This window comes from Bacteroidota bacterium (genome assembly GCA_016713925.1).
Taxonomy (GTDB): domain Bacteria; phylum Bacteroidota; class Bacteroidia; order AKYH767-A; family OLB10; genus JAJTFW01.
On record JADJOH010000006.1, the window covers coordinates 64,681 to 83,688 of the forward strand.

Annotated in this window: 8 protein-coding genes and 1 tRNA gene; 6 read left to right on the plus strand and 3 right to left on the minus strand. The window is 41.7% G+C overall.

Features of this window, described 5'->3' with window-relative positions:
* The first annotated feature begins 30 nt into the window (after positions 1-30).
* Positions 31-2,103 (plus strand): DNA gyrase/topoisomerase IV subunit A, encoded by a 2,073-nt coding sequence (locus tag IPJ86_06700; GenBank protein MBK7886988.1) that lies wholly within the window; start codon positions 31-33, stop codon positions 2,101-2,103.
* 80 nt (positions 2,104-2,183) lie between these two features.
* Positions 2,184-3,365, plus strand: coding sequence for an RsmB/NOP family class I SAM-dependent RNA methyltransferase (locus IPJ86_06705; protein ID MBK7886989.1), 1,182 nt, complete (start codon positions 2,184-2,186; stop codon positions 3,363-3,365).
* 1,029 nt (positions 3,366-4,394) lie between these two features.
* Here IPJ86_06705 and IPJ86_06710 read toward each other — a convergent pair.
* Together IPJ86_06710 and tsaD are read right to left on the minus strand one after the other, a co-directional pair.
* On the minus strand, positions 4,395-5,291 hold the full coding sequence (locus IPJ86_06710; protein ID MBK7886990.1) for a hypothetical protein: 897 nt from the start codon (positions 5,289-5,291) through the stop codon (positions 4,395-4,397).
* Between the two features lie 96 nt (positions 5,292-5,387).
* Entirely contained in the window at positions 5,388-6,416 is a 1,029-nt protein-coding gene (gene tsaD / locus IPJ86_06715) for a tRNA (adenosine(37)-N6)-threonylcarbamoyltransferase complex transferase subunit TsaD (protein MBK7886991.1), read from the minus strand.
* A gap of 118 nt (positions 6,417-6,534) precedes the next feature.
* Here tsaD and IPJ86_06720 point away from each other — a divergent pair, with 118 nt between their 5' ends.
* Both IPJ86_06720 and IPJ86_06725 read left to right on the plus strand, forming a co-directional pair.
* Positions 6,535-7,953 (plus strand): hypothetical protein, encoded by a 1,419-nt coding sequence (locus tag IPJ86_06720; GenBank protein ID MBK7886992.1) that lies wholly within the window; start codon positions 6,535-6,537, stop codon positions 7,951-7,953.
* Positions 7,950-10,934 (plus strand): translocation/assembly module TamB domain-containing protein, encoded by a 2,985-nt coding sequence (locus IPJ86_06725; GenBank protein MBK7886993.1) that lies wholly within the window; start codon positions 7,950-7,952, stop codon positions 10,932-10,934. The genes IPJ86_06720 and IPJ86_06725 overlap by 4 nt, the downstream gene beginning before the upstream one ends.
* 114 nt (positions 10,935-11,048) lie before the next feature.
* On the opposite strand, the gene IPJ86_06730 is transcribed toward IPJ86_06725, so the two are convergent.
* Positions 11,049-11,122 (minus strand) — tRNA-Met (locus IPJ86_06730).
* 297 nt (positions 11,123-11,419) lie between these two features.
* Between IPJ86_06730 and IPJ86_06735 the strand changes: the two genes are divergently transcribed.
* Both IPJ86_06735 and IPJ86_06740 read left to right on the plus strand, forming a co-directional pair.
* Positions 11,420-14,518, plus strand: coding sequence for an IPT/TIG domain-containing protein (locus tag IPJ86_06735; protein ID MBK7886994.1), 3,099 nt, complete (start codon positions 11,420-11,422; stop codon positions 14,516-14,518).
* A 153-nt stretch (positions 14,519-14,671) separates the two neighbouring features.
* Positions 14,672-18,937: a T9SS type A sorting domain-containing protein gene (locus IPJ86_06740; GenBank protein MBK7886995.1), complete on the plus strand. Its 4,266-nt coding sequence runs from the start codon at positions 14,672-14,674 to the stop codon at positions 18,935-18,937.
* The last annotated feature ends 71 nt before the right edge of the window (positions 18,938-19,008 follow it).

Genomic DNA, 19,008 nt, shown 5'->3' on the forward strand with positions numbered 1-19,008 from the left:
ATTACTGTAATACCTTAAGAAGAAAATTGAATGACACAAGATAAATTGCAATCCAACGGACACGGTCCCGGTGATCATCACGGTCAGGTAGCTACGATGTATGAAAGCTGGTTCCTGGAGTATGCCTCTTATGTGATACTGGAAAGGGCAGTGCCTTATCTGGACGACGGACTGAAGCCCGTTCAGCGCCGCGTGCTGCATTCTATGTGGGAACTCGAAGACGGCAGATACAATAAAGTGGCGAACGTGATCGGACATACGATGAAATATCATCCCCACGGTGATGTGAGTATCGGTGATGCCCTGGTGCAAATGGGACAGAAAGATTTGCTCATCGATACACAGGGAAACTGGGGTAATATTTATACCGGTGACAGTTCCGCTGCCGCACGTTACATCGAAGCCCGGCTAAGTAAATTTGCACTGGAAGTAGTCTTCAATCCGAAGACGAGTATCTGGCAGGCCTCCTATGACGGTAGAAATAAAGAGCCGGTCACACTTCCGGTGAAATTCCCCTTGTTGCTGGCACAGGGTGTAGAAGGAATTGCTGTTGGTTTGGCGTGTAAAATTTTGCCGCATAATTTCTGTGAACTGATTGAAGCTTCCATTGATATTATCAGAGGAAAAAAAGTAAGTATCGTTCCGGATTTTATAACAGGTGGGGTAGCCGACTTTTCAAAATACAATGAAGGATTAAGAGGAGGTCGAATACGCGTGCGTGCCGTCATTGAAAAGCTGAGTAAGAAAATGCTGGCGATCCGTGAAATCCCTTTCGGAACTACTACTTCTTCTCTCATCGATTCTATTCTCACGGCGAATGAGAAGGGAAAGATCAAAGTCAAAAAGGTAGAAGATAACACTGCCGCGAAAGTGGAGATCATCATTCACCTGCATCCGGAATCTTCGGAAGATGTCGATAAAACAATAGAAGCACTTTACGCTTTCACCGATTGCGAAGTCAGCATTTCACCCAATTCCTGCGTGATTGTTGATGGTAGTCCGAAGTTTTTATCGGTGAATGAAATTCTACGATTGTGTGCCTTGAATACACAGGAGCTCTTGCGCCGTGAATTGCAAATCAGACTGGCAGAACTCGAGGAAGGATGGCATTTTAGTTCCCTGGAGAAAATATTTATAGAGAAACGCATCTATCGCAACATCGAGGAATGTGAAACCTGGGAAGCTGTTATCGAAACCATTCATAAAGGGTTGAAGCCGTATAAGAAGCGTTTCTTCAGAGAGATTACCGATGAAGATGTGGTGCAATTGACGGAAATAAAAATCAAGCGTATTTCTAAGTTCGATGCCTTTAAAGCAGATGAACATATCCGTGGACTGGAAGAAGAAATTGGTCTGGTCAAGAGTGATCTGGATAATATCAAGACGTATACCGTTAACTATTTTAAAAATCTGCTGAAGAAGTTTGGAAAGGGCAAGGAACGCAGAACGGTCATTTCAGAATTTGAAAATATCATCGCTTCGAAAGTGGTCATCAATAATTCAAAGCTCTACATCAACCGTGCTGAGGGTTTTGTGGGCTATGGATTGAAGAAGGATGAATTTATCACCGATTGTTCGGATATTGATGACGTTATAGCCATTACCGGTGATGGAAAACTGGTGGTGACACGCATTCAGGAAAAAGGATATGTTGGAAAAGACATCCTTCATGTGGCCATCTTCAGAAAAGACCTGGATGAACAAACGGTGTACAATATGATTTATCAGGATGGAGCACGTGGTGCAATCATGATGAAGCGATTTACAATAGGCGGAGTAACGCGTGATAAAGTGTATGACCTCACCAAGGGTGCAGCAGGGAGTAAAGTGCTCTACCTTTCAGTAAGCACTCCTGCAGATGGACCTACCGTCATCATTAAACTGCGCCCGAAACCCAAATTGAGAAATCTGGAATCCGTGGTGCATTTCGGCAGCCAGCTGATAAAAGCCAGAGGCGTGCAGGGGAATGTCATCACCAAGTTCCCGATTTTGAAGGTGATCGCAGCTACTGCAGAGGAAGAAACGAAGCTCCGTAAAAAACAACCGGAATTGTTCCAGCCGGCGTCGAAAGATGATAAGTCACAATTGAAAATGGATATCTGAAACCAGCTAACATAAATGGAAAGACCGGTATTATTCGGTCTTTTTTTTTGTTCTTTACCTATTAAAAAAATCTTTTAATCATGCATAGTTATATACATACTTCACTCGCTTTCCTCCGGGAATATGACGGGTCAATGCCCTTACATCATTTTCTGCGGAATCAATTCAGGAAGGATAAAAAGTACGGCTCCCGCGACCGGCGTTGGATAAAGGAGATTTGTTATGCCTGGTTTCGGACAGCATCTCTATTGAAAAGTCTTCCCGATGAGAAAAGAATTTATTGGGCTTTTTACCTCATCAACGCGCAGCGGTTACCCATTACAGACCTTATCCTTCAATCCGGAGGAGAAGAATTTTCCGGCAGGAATCCTGAAGAGGGTTTGAATGAGAAATTAAATCAGCTCCGGTCAGCTTTTCCTGAATGTAGCCATGAACTTATTTTTCCCTTTGGAAATTTAACAAGTGCATTGCTCGATAGGGAGACCTTTTCTTTAGCCCTTTTACAACAACCAAAAGTATGGATTCGCGTAAAGAGCTCTGCGTTTCAAAAGACAGATGCAGCTTTGAACAAAGCCGGGATTCCCTATCAACGTCATAAGGATTTGGAAAATGCCTGGAGCACTGATCCTGCTTCAAAACTCGAAGAGACGGGTATTTTCGAGAAGGGGATGGCCGAAATACAAGACTTATCCTCTCAGAAGACAGCAACGATGATGGATGCGAAAACGGGAGAGCGTTGGTTCGATGCCTGTGCGGCTTCAGGAGGGAAGAGCCTGCTCTTGCTGGATAAAGTGCCCGGTGTGATACTCACGGTGAGCGATAACCGAAAATCGATCCTCGAGAACCTGAAAGAACGCTTCCGTAGAAATGGAGTGAGAAACTATACCATGAAATTGTTGGATCTCACCTCGTCAGAAAACGACGATTTTTATAAGAATAAATTTGATGGTATAATCGCCGATGTGCCTTGCAGCGGATCCGGAACATGGCCACGTAGTCCGGAACAGATGCATTTCTTCACTGAAGAAAAACTCAACCACTATGTTTCATTACAGGAAGCCATTACCACACGACTGGCAGGTATGCTGAAACCGGGTGGGAAATTAATTTACATCACCTGTTCTGTTTTTAAATCTGAAAACGAAGACCGGATGGATGCACTGATAAAAGATCATGGATTAGTTTTGAGTAGTATGCAATTCTTCCAAGGCTCAACAGAAGGAGCAGATACGCTGTTTTGTGCGCGACTTTTAAAAATGTAAAATTATTGCTAAGTGAAAAGTATTTTATTTATCATAATTGAAATTCACGTTTTATTCGGGGACATTTGCCAATCCTTGTTTATTGTGAGGTTCAAAAGTTGTTATTATGTTTATTGTAAACTGTAAATTCAGGAAATTCATTTCTTCGCAGTAACAGTATAGCCGCCTGACTTCTGTATAAAAAGCATTGATTTTGCAATGAATAGAAAAACAGCCTTATACTGAAAATTCATGGGTGACTTAGAGTGTCCCGGGTGTGTTTAGTCATAGCTTTATACATGTCCTGGAATCATTGTCGTACAAGCTTAGTAGTAGTGGTTTAGCTGTCAGAACTCAGTATTTATTTCTGCATATATAATCTCACTCGGTTCCAGCCGAACTAAAGTACAGCACTCAGCAAACATATCTTTCTGCAACAGCCCTGTAGGGGCGGTATCTCTGTAACTGACAATGTCCTCCTCTCCATATAACCGCCGGCACCCGACCTAAGGTCGGGTGCCGGCATTGGTGGGAGAAGAGGATTTCCTTTCTTACAGAGATACCGCCCCTACAGGGCTGTTGTGGAAGAAAGGTCTATCTCCGGTCTGACGATCTAACGTTGTCATGAAGTACACAGGAAACATACTCTTAAGTCATTGGCATGTGAATACAGTTCACATTTCTCAGAGGAAGTTGGTATAACAAATCAAGTATCATCATATTGTTGCTTGAATTTTGTGGCATTTATTATATAATGTACCAGGACGAAGTCTTAAGGGAAAGAAATCAAGCATGAGCCCGGAGAGACTCATAGAAATCATTCTAAATATCCATTAAATCAGCCTTCTTACGCCTAACCATGAACTGATAACCCGTATTCTGCTACTATCTGACGAAAAACGAAAAGTCAAAGAACTCTTTGAAATTTAATTTAAGGTGTCCCGAGGAGGATTTCAGGAAATTCATTTCTTCACAATAACAGTATAGCCGGTAAAAAACAGGGGTCATCCGATGAAAAATGACCCCTGTAATTTTATGTGTTTTCTACTTTTACCTCAATACAATCGACGATACTCCGGAAAAACTACCGTCAACATATAATTCAACAGTATAAGTGCCGGCGGTAAATATCCGGTCCTGCTCTTCAAATTCCATGCAGAAATTATCTTTTTCGTTTTTATAGTCAATGGCTTTAGAAACCGTGAAGAGCATCTCTTCAGACGTACTCGCATTCTTAAAACTACTGCTGCCCTCTGAACGGTTGCCTAAAACTTTTCCACCCGGTTCAATGATTCGTAAATAAATAGTTTTTTGACCTGCTTTCGCGATTTTATTTTCCAGCAATGTAAAACACGTTTCGATTTTGTTGGCACGTTTTGCCATCGCGGTAGAAGTGTATTTATCGTTATTGCGCTTTTTAAAGGCGAGTACTTTTAAATACTCTGAGCGTAAAACAGAAGCGGTATTGACAGTACTCTCTAAATTTTTTGATAAGGAATCTACGGTACTTGTCAATTCATTTTTCTCGCGTTTCAAATTTTCATTTTCTACCAGTAAAGCGTCGATCCTTTCCAGGTATTCATCACGTAATTTTTTTAACTCCGCCACTTCAGCTTGCAATTGTTTATTGAGTTTGGTGGAATTAGATTCTTTACGCATCAACGCCTGAATTTTGGCTTTCTGCTCATCTACCTTTCCATTTGCTTCCAACAGCAGACTGTCAAGACGGGAATTAACGCCCTTAAATTGATTTAATTCTGTGTACGTATCGTTCAGCTCCTTTTCAATATCAAGGTTAGCTGTGATGAGATTTTCTTTCTCTACACGATGATCATCCTGCATGGATGTCTTGCTCATGAAGAGCCATCCGTTTAATCCCAAAGAAGCGATAAGTAGTGCAATAAGCACTTTGTTTGTATTATTGCCGCCCGGCTTAGTATTGTCCATTTTTTGTTTAATTTGTTACTGCTAAGCTATGGAGGATTTAGTCGAAGTGGGGCAATTGTTTTCGTTTTTTGTGAACAGGTAAAGTACTCTGGATTTTTATAAAGGTAGTCGGGCCAGTGGCGTGGTAGCAATGGAACAGAATTCTTTCGCGAGATATTTATGATAGGCGAATGCCGAAATCATACCCGCATTGTCAGTACAGAATTCAAAATCAGGTATGTAGGTTTTCCAATTTTCGGCTGTTCCGGTCTCTTTAATTGTTTTCCTGAGGTGACTGTTGGCAGATACTCCACCTGCAAGAGCGATGGTTCTGATACCGGTTTCTTTGGCTGCTAACCGGACTTTATTGATGAGAATTCTAACGATGGTTTCCTGAACACTTGCGCATACATCCGCCATTTTATCTCCGGGGAAATTCGGATCAGGAAGTCTTTCTTTCTTTAAAAAATAGAGCACAGCAGTTTTTAATCCGCTAAAACTGAAGTCGAGGCCGGGTGCATGTGGATGCGGGAATTTATAAGCAAAGGGGTTTCCGCCCACGGCAAGCTTATCTATAAAGGGTCCTCCGGGGTATGGTAATTCAAGCATTTTAGCGATTTTGTCGAAAGCTTCGCCTGCTGCATCATCCTGTGTTTGTCCGATGAGTTCCATCTTGAGGAAGTCCTTTACGAGAACAATTTGTGTATGACCACCGGATACCGTCAGACATAAAAACGGGAAATCGGGAATCTCCGCTTGCTGTTGCTCCCGGAAAGTAAAATTCGCAATAACATGCGCCTGCATATGATTCACTTCAATCAACGGGATATTCAAGGACAAGGCCATCCCTTTGGCAAAGGAGGTTCCTACAAGTAAAGAACCAATCAATCCGGGGCCTCTGGTAAAGGCAATAGCATCCAATTGGTCAACTGTAACTCCCGCATCTTTTAACGCTGCGTCAATAACAGGAACGATGTGCAGCTGATGTGCCCGGGAAGCCAATTCCGGAACCACTCCTCCGTAACGGGCATGAATTTCCTGTCCTGCGGTAATATTAGAGAGGATTCTGCCGTTCCTGCTTACAGACGCTGAAGTTTCATCGCACGAGGATTCAATCCCAAGAATATAAACCGCTTTGATGTTCATAATACGTTCACAAAAGTATGCTAACCTTAGCAATTAGAACTTAGTTTCGCCCTGTTATTGCCGGTAACTGCACTAAAAAACATTAATTATCCGCCGACTTAGAAACATATCAATTTTTTTGCTGGTATTTGTATTGCTGGTGCTCTTAACTTTCAGAATGATTGTTAAAGTGCCTGTCGTGCAAACCTGGCTGGTTCAACGTGCCACATCCTATCTGTCCGGTGAGTTAGAGACGAAAGTAAGTATTGATGCAGTAGATATAAAGTTATTTAGAAGCGTTGTTTTAAAAGGAGTTTATGTAGAGGATCTGCAGCAGGACACTTTGTTGTATTTACCCGATTTGCAGGTTTCCATCAGCAGATTTAACTATAAGAAGCAAAGAATTACCATTGCAGCCGTCACCTTGGAAAATGCGAGAATCGGAATTAAGCGTTACAAGGATCCCCGTGACTATAACCTTGATTTTATTCTGGATTATTTTTCCGGTGCCGAAAAGGACACTACCACTAAACAACCCTGGGACATCAAAGTGGAGAAGATTACATTGAAGAATTGTTTTCTGACATATAAAGATTATAAGTTTTCTGATGTGAACGATGGTATCGACTGGGACGATTTGGCTTTGAAACACCTCGATGTTCAACTGGAAGATCTGGAACCCAAGGGTGATTCCCTGCAATTTCTTTTGAAGCATATCGCTTTTACAGAGAAGAGTGGCTTTGTGTTGAAGCATCTTTCATCAAAAACATCCATGAAGCCGGAAAGTATGGATTTTGAAGCCTTGCTAATACAAACAGAAGGTAGCGACATTCACTCCAATATTCGTTTTGAGTTCAATACTATGGATGACTTTCAGGATTTTATCACCAATGTGAAGTGGACTGCGAAGTTTGACAAGAGTACCGTTGATTTTTATGATCTTTCCTATTTTGCCTCCGAGTTAAGAAATGTAAATAAAACGCTCGAACTGAAAGGTGACGTAGCAGGGACGGTGGACAGATTTAAAGGGAAAAATCTCGAGCTGCGTTATACCCCATCGACGTATTTCAAAGGAAATGTGAATATGACAGGGTTGCCTGATTTCTTTGAAACGTATATCGAATTGAATGCGGAAGAGATTGCTTTCAATAGTAAGGATATAGAAACCATTCCTTCCTTTCCTTTTGATAGTATGAAAACAATTTCATTGCCGGAGCAAATCAGATCATTAGGAGATGTAAAATTCAAAGGGCATTTCAATGGGTTTTATAATGATTTTGTAGCGTATGGCAATGTGAGCACCGCACTGGGTTATATCAGCTCTGACCTGAACTTGAAAATTGGTAATGTAGATAAGCAAACCAGCTACAAAGGAAATGTCAGACTCTTTGATTTCGATATCGGCAAGTTCTGGAATGTGGAAGATGTGTTGGGTAAGATCAGTATGAAGTCTGCCGTGGAAGGAAAAGGTTTCTTGTTAAAAATATCGACGCGAAGCTGGAAGGGGAAATTTCAGCTTTATACTTTAATGGATATGATTATAGCAACATCAGTATGAACGGTCGCTTTGCCCGGAAGTTATTTACAGGTGAAGTTGTGGTGCTGGATAAACATCTGGATATGGATTTTCAGGGGGAAATTGACTTTACCGGGAAGTTGCCCGTATTTAATTTTAACTCCTCCTTACGCAAAGTGGATCTGGCGAGTCTGAATTTTCTGAATAGAGAGAACAATCCCACTTTCGCAGCCGAAGTCAGCATCAGTCTTACCGGAAATACATTAGATAATGCCGAAGGCTCTGTGTTGTTTGAGGAAGTGAGTTACAAGGAAGGTGATAAGTTGGTGACGGCCGATAGTATTTTTATAGAAACGATGCTGGGTGAAAGAAGAGATTTTAAACTGACATCCGATTTCATTGACTTGCGTATAGCCGGTGATTATAATTTTTCAGCCTTGAACAGAACCTTACAACATTTTATCTCCCTCTACATTCCGGCTTTAACAACCTTAAATAACAAGCGACCTGAATCGCAGGAATTTAATTTTAAGGGACAAATCAAGAAATCTAGAGAGATCATGAGTATATTTTTTCCGGAACTTGTTATCGCCGATAGTAGTTCCTTTGAAGGTAAAGTAAGTACAGATAATAGTGAACTTTCCATTCTTGTGAATTCAAAAAAACTTTTGATAGGTGAGATCGCATTTGATGATATTTATATTGACAGTCATAGTGACGCCATGAGTTTTTTCTTCAGAACTAATTTTAGCAGGATATCTTTTAGCGATAGTGTGGCATTAAATGATGTTTCATTAAATGGCTTTACCAATAAGGATACTGCCAGTTTTTTAATTGGGTTCTCCGGTGAAGATTCCCTGGTCTCTCATGCCTCTTTTTATCTGAACGCAGGTTTTTTGACCACCGGTTACACTACGATTAAAATTGTTCCGGAGGATTTATTACTTGCCGGAAAGACATGGTCCATTGATAGTGAAAATTATATTCTTGCAGATAGTACCGGTTTATTATTGAGTAAGGTGAATTTCCGAAATGAAGTACAGGAGTTGTCGTTGAATGGAATCGTTGGAAGAGATTCTACAGCTAAACTCGCAGTTATATTTAAAGATTTTCAAGCGGATCAGGTCAATGATTTTTTAAGTATATATAATGTTAAAGTCGGTGGAATTGTCAATGGAACAGCATTGATTTCAGGGGTGACAGGCCGCCCTGCATTCAATTCTGATTTGAATGTTCAGAATTTAAGTTGGTTTAATGATACGCTGGGCGATACTGAAATTCATACCAAATGGGATAGCCGCTTAAATCGGGTGGATGTAACCGGTATCGCTACCCGGGGCGGAGAGAAAAATATTCAAGTGGAAGGATATTATCAGATTACAAAAGAAGATGACATCCTGGATTTTACGGCAAAACTTCAGAAGACCTATATTCAATCTTTTGGTCATTATTTGAAAGGCCTGGTGTCAAATCTTTCCGGTATAGCAAGCGGTGAACTGTTTTTGAAAGGAACGGCTAAAAAACCGGAGCTTACTGGAAAAGTATACCTGCAGAAAGTTGGATTTATGATTGATTACCTGAAGACGAGTTATACGTTTTCAACCGAAGTCGATATTTTAGAGGATCGTTTTACTTTTCGGGAACTGATTTTGAATGATGTAAAAGGAAATCAATCCATCGTAAATGGATATATCCGTCATGAACATCTGGACAATTTTTATTTTGATATAGGTATAAAGGCCAATAAAATGCAGGTGCTCAATACAGGACCTGCCGATAATGATATGTACTATGGTGTCGCCTATGCCAGTGGGGTTGTGAACATAGAAGGATATCTGGACTATCTTAAAATGGATATTGGTCTGAAAACAGAGAAAAATACGAAGTTCAGTATTCCTTTGAGTAACCCGGAGGAAGTGAGTCAGAGTGGTTTTATTACTTTTATAAATAAGGAGAAAAATATTGAACCGGAAGTAACCGGGCCTGACTTTTCAGGGATTACTTTGAATATGGATTTTGATGTGACTCCGGAAGCGGATATTTTTCTTGTGTTTGATTCAAAAATAGGTGATATAATAGAGGGGAGAGGGACAGGAACAATTAGTATGACCTTAAGTCCTACTCAGGCACTACGCATGTTTGGAGATTTTACCATTGAAGAAGGAAAGTATTTATTTACCATGCAGAACATTATTAATAAACCGTTTTATATTGAGAAAGGCAGTCAGATTCGTTGGTCTGGCGATCCCTATAACGCTACTGTTGATATCACCGCGGTCTATCGGTTAAGAGCAGGTTTGTATGATTTATTTCAGGACAGTAGTTTCCGGAAACTTGTTCCTGTAGATCTGAAATTGCACCTGACCGATCGTTTGTTTAATCCGAATATCAGTTTTGATATTAACGTACTTAATGTAGATCCGAGTATCGACAATCAGGTAAAGAGATTGATAAATACCGAGGAAGAAAAATACAGGCAGGCTGTAGCATTGTTGGTCATGCGAAGATTTACTTCCCCCAGTGAAATTGCGAACAGATCCAGCGTAAGTTCCGGAAGTGTAGTAGGGGCGAATGCGTATGAGATGTTAAGCAATCAGCTGAGCAATTGGGTGTCACAGGTAAATAGTTCGGTCAATGTAGGAGTGAATTACCGTCCGGCAGATGCTTTGACAAGTGAGGAGCTGGAAGTGGCTTTATCCACCACATTGTTCAATGACCGGGTCACCATAGATGGAAACGTAGGGGTAGCCAATTCTACCACTTCTAATCCGAATAACCAGAATACTTCCAATTTGGTGGGAGATTTCTCAGTGGAAGTCAAAGCGAATAAAGATGGCCGGATTCGATTGAAGGCCTACAACCGATCAAACAACAACTCTCTTATCAATAATGTGAACTCCCCGTATACGCAAGGTGTGGGTATTTTTTACAGGGAAGAGTTCAATACCTTTGAGGAGCTTCAAACAAAGATTCGGGACATGTTCAGAAGAAAGTCGAAGAAGAAGTTTAATCCGGATGCTTGAGAAAGTTGAACGATGGTAAATGGATCCAGCTACCTTGATTTTAACCCAGGCTGACAAATTGGAATTGATGGTTTTTCCTACGTCCTGAAAAAAAAGTAATCTGTTGTTTTTTAGTAGCGTGGGGGAGACTCGAACTCCCGACCTCAGCATTATGAGTGCTGCGCTCTAACCTGCTGAGCTACCACGCCATAAAGCAAAATCCCGGATGGGGAAATGCGAAAGGGAGCGCAAAGGTATTAAAAAAAGTTTTCTGAAGATGTTTTATCAATTTATTATTTAAATATTTGATAAACAATTATTTAAGTCTGTATAATTTTTTTTGCTATTTCCATCTGTAACCCTTTACTTTGATATATTGATTTGAAAGATGTTTATTTATTTACCAAGGTAACTTAATTGTTTGCCAATAAATATTTCTCAATTCCAAAAAATATCGTAAATTACGCATTGTCGGTGAAACTCCGGCTTGAATCACACAAGAGCATATGAAGAACAAATACCCAAAAAAACTCATCAGATTATTCGTAATAATCATCTTATCATTGCTTCAGGAAAACGCAATGGCGCAGTTGAATTATACTTTTCAGGTGGCCGCTGAAACCTATCAGCCCTTGAGTGGAGGTACTACACTCATCACCGCTACTGATTCACTGAATAATACCACTTCATTGAACAGTTATGTGAGTACGCTACCTGTTGGAGCGATTCCATTTGTGTTTTATTATAACGGTTCTGGTTATACGAATTGCTCTGTAAACTCTAACGGTTATTTAACATTTGGCACGACATCTTCTTCTGGTACCAATGTAAATCCAATTTCTTCTTCCGCGGCTTACGCCGGAGCAGTGGCAGCATTTGGACGGGATTTAATCGGTAACTATCGCATTTCAAATTCCGGTGATCCTGATACCATTGCCAGCATTCGTTATGGTGCAACCGGTGTTAGTCCGAATCGAAAGTTTGTGGTGGAATACAATAATTTTCGCCCAACATCTACCGTAGGGCAGGGAACAGGCCCTAACTTCAGTTTCCAGATTCGATTAACAGAAGGAACAAATAATATTGAATACATCTACGGTAATTTTGTGGGTTCCCCATGGCCGAACGGCGGAGCGCAGGTAGGTTTAAGAGGTCAAAACAATACAGTTTTTTTCAACAGAGCAGTAGCCAGCGGGCAGCCATGGGTAAATACAACTCAGGGGCCTATAAATAATTCTTTTTGTTTATATACTTCGGCTACGCTACCCGTTAGTGGAACCGTATTTAGATTCCTGGCTCCATGTCCCACACCAACCAGTCTTTCACTGGTGGATGCATTGCCCACTTCTGTAAAGTTGCGCTGGAATTCAGGAACCGGTCCCGGAGGATTTCCCGGTTCTTCATATACGGTGCAGTGGGGTCCGGCCGGTTTTGCATTAGGTACAGGTACTACTGTAGTGACTACGGATACATTTTTACTTTTAACCGGATTAACAACCGGTGCAAATTATGACTATTATGTGCAGCGTAATTGCACACCTACCGGTAATGGACTAAGTACCTATGCGGGGCCTAAAAACTTTACTACGGGTGGCCCTACTGAAGATTGCGATAACGCAGTTTTGGTACCGGTAGCTACTAATCTGGCAGTCTGCTCTCCCACTTTTGTGACGAGTGGTATTTCTCAAAATGGTCCAAACTCACTGTGTTCTGATGCATTAGGAGGGAATCTTCCGAATGATGACAGATGGTACAAGTTCGTTGCTCCGGGGAATGGAAAAAGAATAGTGATCACAACAACCGCCGGCACAAATGGTGATTGGGTAATGGAAGTATGGAACTCCTGTCCAGGAACAGGTGGCTTTGCCTTTAAATGTACGGATGATGTCACCGGAGGTATGCCGGCCGATACGATTTGTCAGGATGAATATACACCCGGCCAAACCTATTACGTTCGTTTATGGACATATAGTCAAACAGCCACTGGAAATATGACCTTTTGTGTTTATGAAGATGCACCTTGTCCAATAGCACCTTCTTATGATATATGTGATACACCTGCTGTTTTCCCGATTAATGCAGTGTTAAGCTGCCCTGGAAATGAATTGATTTTCTCTACTTTATTTGCAACTCCATCCGGTGTTGGAGGTACCAATGGCGCACAGCCAACCTGCGATGGAAGTCCGGCATTGAATGATATTTTCCTGAAATTTAATTCGGGCTCTACTGGAACTTTTACACTTACCTTTAATGCCATTACAGCCACTGACCTTCGGGCTCAATTGCTATTCTCTTGTTCTGAATTTGAAATTCAATGTTTTAACCCCGCTAGCGGAACCCATACAATCACAGGATTGAATCCTTCTGCTCCCTATATTTTAAGAGTCTGGTCCGCGAATGGGCAAGGGGGGACATTCAGCGTCTGTGCTCAGGATGCCTGCGATGATGCTACTGCTCAACTTTCCGGATCTTCAACTATATGTTCGACAGGAGTCGCTCAGCTAAGGGTGGATTTAACAGGTCTTCCACCCTGGAACGTTACCTATACAGACGGCATCTCTAATTTTAATTTTAGCACTTCCACCACCCCTCATTTTATTAATGTGTCACCCACTATTACGACATTCTATAATCTCGTTTCCGTTTCAAGTCCCTTGTGTAATGGTGTAGTAGGTGGTGTTGGGAGCGTCAATGTGGTACCTGCCCCAACTGTAACGCTGGCACCTTTTACTTCCAGTGTCTGCTCGAATCAGATTATTACTTTAACAGGTGGGTCACCCGTCGGTGGATCGTATTCAGGAATTGGAGTAAGCGGGAATCAATTTAATGGTGCCACGGCAGGCGTAGGTACGCATACCATTACTTATACTTACGGTATAGGAAGTGGATGTCAGAGAACTGCCTCCCGGCCTATCACAGTTATTCCCGGTCCAACGATTACTTCATTTACCCCATCGGTGGCACCTGTTGGATCTACGGTTACCATTACCGGTAGCGGTTTATTGAATGTGACTACCGTTCGATTTAATCTGACGAACGCCGTATCATTTACTATTGTTAATTCTACAACGATTACCGCTGTTGTTCCCGTTGGTGCTACAACAGGATTTATAACATTGATTAATTCGAATACCTGCACCGCTCAAAGCACCACTACATTTGGTGTTGGAAACCCTCCGGGAGCTGTACTTAATATAAAGGCATTCGTGGAAGGGTATTATATAGGCGGTGGTTTAATGAATGCTGTGGTTGAACCCGCTCTTTTGCCCACAAAATCAGATACCTTTCGCCTGGAACTTCGGAACCCGATTTCACCTTATGGTCTGGTTGCTACAAGAACAGAGTTAGCGAATACCAACGGAACATTTTCTGTTTCCTTCACCGGTTCATTCGTAGGTAATTCATATTATCTGGTTTTAAAGGGAAGAAATATCATTGAAACATGGAGTAAAAACCCGGTTTTATTGCAATCCGGAAGTAATACTTTTGATTTTTCAATTCCGGGTGCCGCTATGTTAAGACAAAATCTAAATGGTTCAGGACCAAATAATACAGGAACGCCATCTCAAAGTGCTCCGATTGAGAAGCCGGAACACCCTGAATAGATAAAAAGGGTGATTTACCTATTGGATTAGGTGAATCACCCACATTTTTTTGATATTTTACCTCGATTTATTTTGAGAATTGACTTAGATTCTTATCTTTGTTTTTAAGCCGTTTTATATGGCGATTACACAATTAGACAAAACACACCCAAAATGAATAGAAAAATTTACTCAGCAATTAATTGGATTACGCTGACTGTACTGATGGTAACATTATCATCAACAGCGGCTAATTCTCAGGTAAGTGCCTACAATTTCCAGCAGTCAACCGGCTCGTATTCGGAAATTACAGGAGGCACTGTCGTCGCAACAGCAACCGGAACAACGGGCGCAGCATCATTGGATGATGTAATTTATGATTTACCTACAGGAACAATTCCGTTTAGCTTCACTTTTAACAGTGTTGCCTACACAGGATGTAAGATCAGCACCAATGGCTTTATCACCTTTGGTACTACTGCCCCTTCTGCAAACGGTTCTACCACCGGCTATACCCCACTTTCGGCTACTACAGCTTATAGCGGTGCTGCATCACCGTTAGGAAGAAATCTCAATGCGTATTTTTTTGCAGGTTCTCCTACTACAACAGGTGAAATCAGATATCAAACACTAGGCTCCTCACCGAATCGGACATTTGTGATTCAGTGGAAAAATTTTAAGACTTTTAATACCAGTGGTGCTACTTTTGGTCCGGTATTAAATTTTCAGGTGCGATTTTCAGAGTCAAGTAATGCAGTTGAATTTAAATACAATTGCAGCGGATCCTTTGCCAGCAGCCCTTCACAGGTTGGTCTTAGAGGTCCCAGTAATGCTTTCCCTTCAAATATCAATAACAGAAGTGTTGTCAATGGTGTAAATACCTGGATCAGCTCTACTGCTGGAACTTCAAATGCCTCGACTTGTGAACTAATTACTTCTACATTGCCACCTTCCGGTTTAAGTTATCAATTCGCTCCTTCCGCATGCCCTGCTCCCCAAAATGTTGCAGCCACTAATGCTACTCAAAACTCCGCTCAGTTGACCTGGACAAGTTCCGGTGGCGGAGGTACTTTTACAGTGGAATATGGCTTGTCCGGTTTTGCCCTTGGCTCCGGTACAATATTGTCAAATGTTAGTTCAGGAGTGATTGTTACAGGATTAGTGTCTACCACAAACTATCAGTTTTATGTAAAGCAAGTATGTGGTGCTAATGGCAATAGCTCTAATGTAGGTCCGGTGAGTTTTGCAACCGGTGGCCCCGGAGAAGATTGCGCCACGGCTACGCTTATCAGTGTTGCGAATAACCTGGGTGCATGTAGTTTTACAACTGTTAATAGTGGTGTATCATCCAACGGACCCAATGCAGTATGTTCGGATTTTAATGGGAATGGTGCAAATGATGATAAATGGTTAAAATTCGTTGCTCCTTCAGGGGGAAATAAGCTCATAATTACAACTACCGCAGGCACAGTGAACGACTGGGTAATGGAAGTTTGGAATGGTTGTCCGGGTAGTGGTAATATGTTGTACTGTTCTGATGATGTGAATGGTGGAATGCCGGAAATTAGCTTATGTCAGAATGAATACACAGCGGGTCAAACGTATTATGTGCGTATCTGGACTTACAGTACTACAGCAGTGGGTACGGCTAATCTTTGTGTTTACAAAGCAACTGCCTGTCCTTTACCTCCTGTAAATGATGAGTGTATTTCAGCCGTCAGATTAACTGTAAATCCTCCCTTGGCTTGTCCCTCCTCCGCTACTACACATAGTACATCTTTTGCAACACCCAATACAGATGGAGCTACTTGCGATGCGGGTACAAAACGTGATGTTTGGTTCGTATTCAATACCGGAAATTTTGGTGATATCCGAATGACAATTTCTCCCGGAACTGCTACCACACTAAAAGCACAATTATTATTTGAATGTGGTGGTTTTGAAATTGGATGTTATTCACCTGCAAATGGTACTTTTACTTTTACAGGGTTAAATCCACAGGCAGATTATATCATTCGTGTTTGGTCAGATACTTTAACCGCCGGAACATTTAGTATTTGTCTTGCGGATATTTGTTCAAGTCCAACAGCGACTTTTGGTGCCAATCAATCAGTTTGTACAGGGCAAACGGCCGGCTTACCTGTTAATTTTACGGGTGTTCCTCCATTCAATTTCACCTATAAGAATAATACAACTAATCAGAACTTTCCGGTCACTACCTCATTAAATCCATATTTCATTCAACTGAATCCTACTGCCACAACTTCTTATACCTTGCTGAGTATGTCCGATGCCGCCTGTAATGGCACAGCAAGCGGAGTTGCGACCGTAACAGTAGTGACACCTCAAACGGTGACACAGGCTCCATTTACTCCTGTCTGTTCCAATAGCCCACAAGTGACTATGTCCGGTGGATCTCCTGCAGGTGGTGTGTATAGTGGGATAGGCGTATCCGGTAGTAAATTTAATCCAGCCGTTGGTACGCAAACAATCACCTATACAGTCACCTTTGCACCGGGATGTACCGGTTCAGCAAATCAGGTTTTTACAGTGAATCCGCAACCAAACGTAACGTTGAATTCATTAGGATCAGCCTGCTTAACTGCAAGTCCTTTCACATTAACCGGAGGTTCTCCGGGAGGTGGAACTTATTCCGGTTCAGGTGTGAGTAATAATATTTTTAATCCGGCTACTGCAGGATTGGGAACAAAGGTGATTACCTATACCTACACATCCGGAGCCGGTTGTTCGAATTCAGACACCGCTTTAATTACTGTAATTACCTGTACCAATTGTACAAATCCTCCCATTGCAAACGCAGGCCCTGATCGCGCTTCATGTAATGGAAGTGGCGTCAACCTTGGAGGTGCAATTTCAGGAGGAGCTAATTCAGCGCAATGGTCAGGAGGAGCAGGTACATTCTCTCCCAATAATACTTCCTTAACAGTTGCTTATACCCCAACCGCTGGTGAAATATCTGCCGGACAACCTATCCTTTTATTCTTAACAACCAATGATCCGGATGGAGCAGGACCTTGTGTAGCAGACCGTGATACCATGATCGTTACTTTCCAAAGTCCTTTAATACAACAAACAATGACAGGGGTTACAGGTGTTTGCCGCCCTGTGAACGGTGTAACCTACTCTGTTCCTTCACAAGCAGGTGTAAATTATTCCTGGACTGTACCAACGAATGTAGTTATTGCCAGTGGTCAGGGAACGAGTGCCATTTCAGCGAATTGGCCTTCAACAGGTCAGGCAGGTGATGTTTGTGTAACCCTTTCCAACGGTTGTGGTACCCAGCAGATTTGTAAAAACATTAAATTGAGATCCTCCATTGCTGCGGCTCCGAATTCTATAAAAGGATTTAATGCCGCTTGCAGAAATGAAGTGCTTACTTATTCTTGTCCAAGAGTTGGTTCCGCTGACTGGTATATCTGGACTCCACCCGTTGGAGCAACTATTAACGGCTCTGCTTCTAATTTCATAACACCGGATACGTTTGTGGTTGTAACATTCGGAGCAGCTTATACGGGAGATACACTGCGGGTTAGAGGCGCAAATTGTGCCGGTCAAAGTACTGCACAAACCAAATTCCGGATTAGCAGAAAAACAACTGTACCCGGTACTGCCGGTGCAATAAACGGAGAAGCAAATGGGTTATGCGGAAAGGATTTTGAATATTATATCAAACCTACCTTTGGAGCAACCAGCTACCGTTGGAGAACAACAGTTGCAGGTGCATTAATTAATGGGCTTCCATCACCGCAGATAACAACAGATACTTTAGTAGTGATTACCTGGCCTTCAACTTTTGGAGCAACAGGAACATTGTATGTTGCTGCAAGAAATGCCTGCGGACAGGGAACTGAAAGATCCAAAACTGTTAAAGGAAAAACTGCCATTCCCGGTACTATAACCGGACCAACATCTGTATGTACCAATGCGAATGCAACGTATTCTATCAGTCCGTTGGCGGGTGCAACCAATTATAAATGGGTAGTTCCTTCAGCAGTCACGATTCAATCAGGTCAGGGTACAACCTCTATTAATGTTAAATTTAACGCATCAACAACTGCTAAAGACATTAAGGTAAGAGGTGAAAATGCATGCGGTAATTCTCCGTATAAGAAAGTTACTGTGGTCCCTGTAGTTTGTCCAAGATTAGGTGAAGAAACCATCAGTAATGTCTTTGGGGTGGATGCTTATCCTAATCCGGCAACTGATATCCTGAATATCACCTTTGAATCTGAAACTTATGAAAATTATACCATAAGTTTAATGGATATGACCGGGCGTATGGTTCGGACGGATAGATTCGCTGCTGCCGAAGGACTAAATAATCTGATCTGGAATATGAGTGAATATCATTCCGGAGTTTATTTGCTGGTTGTTCAGGGCAACGAAGGAAAGAGTACTTTAAGAGTAGTGGTTGAATAACACTATTTGTGATATATAATCAAAGAGGCTGTTATGAATTCATGACAGCCTCTTTGATTTATAAGATGGTT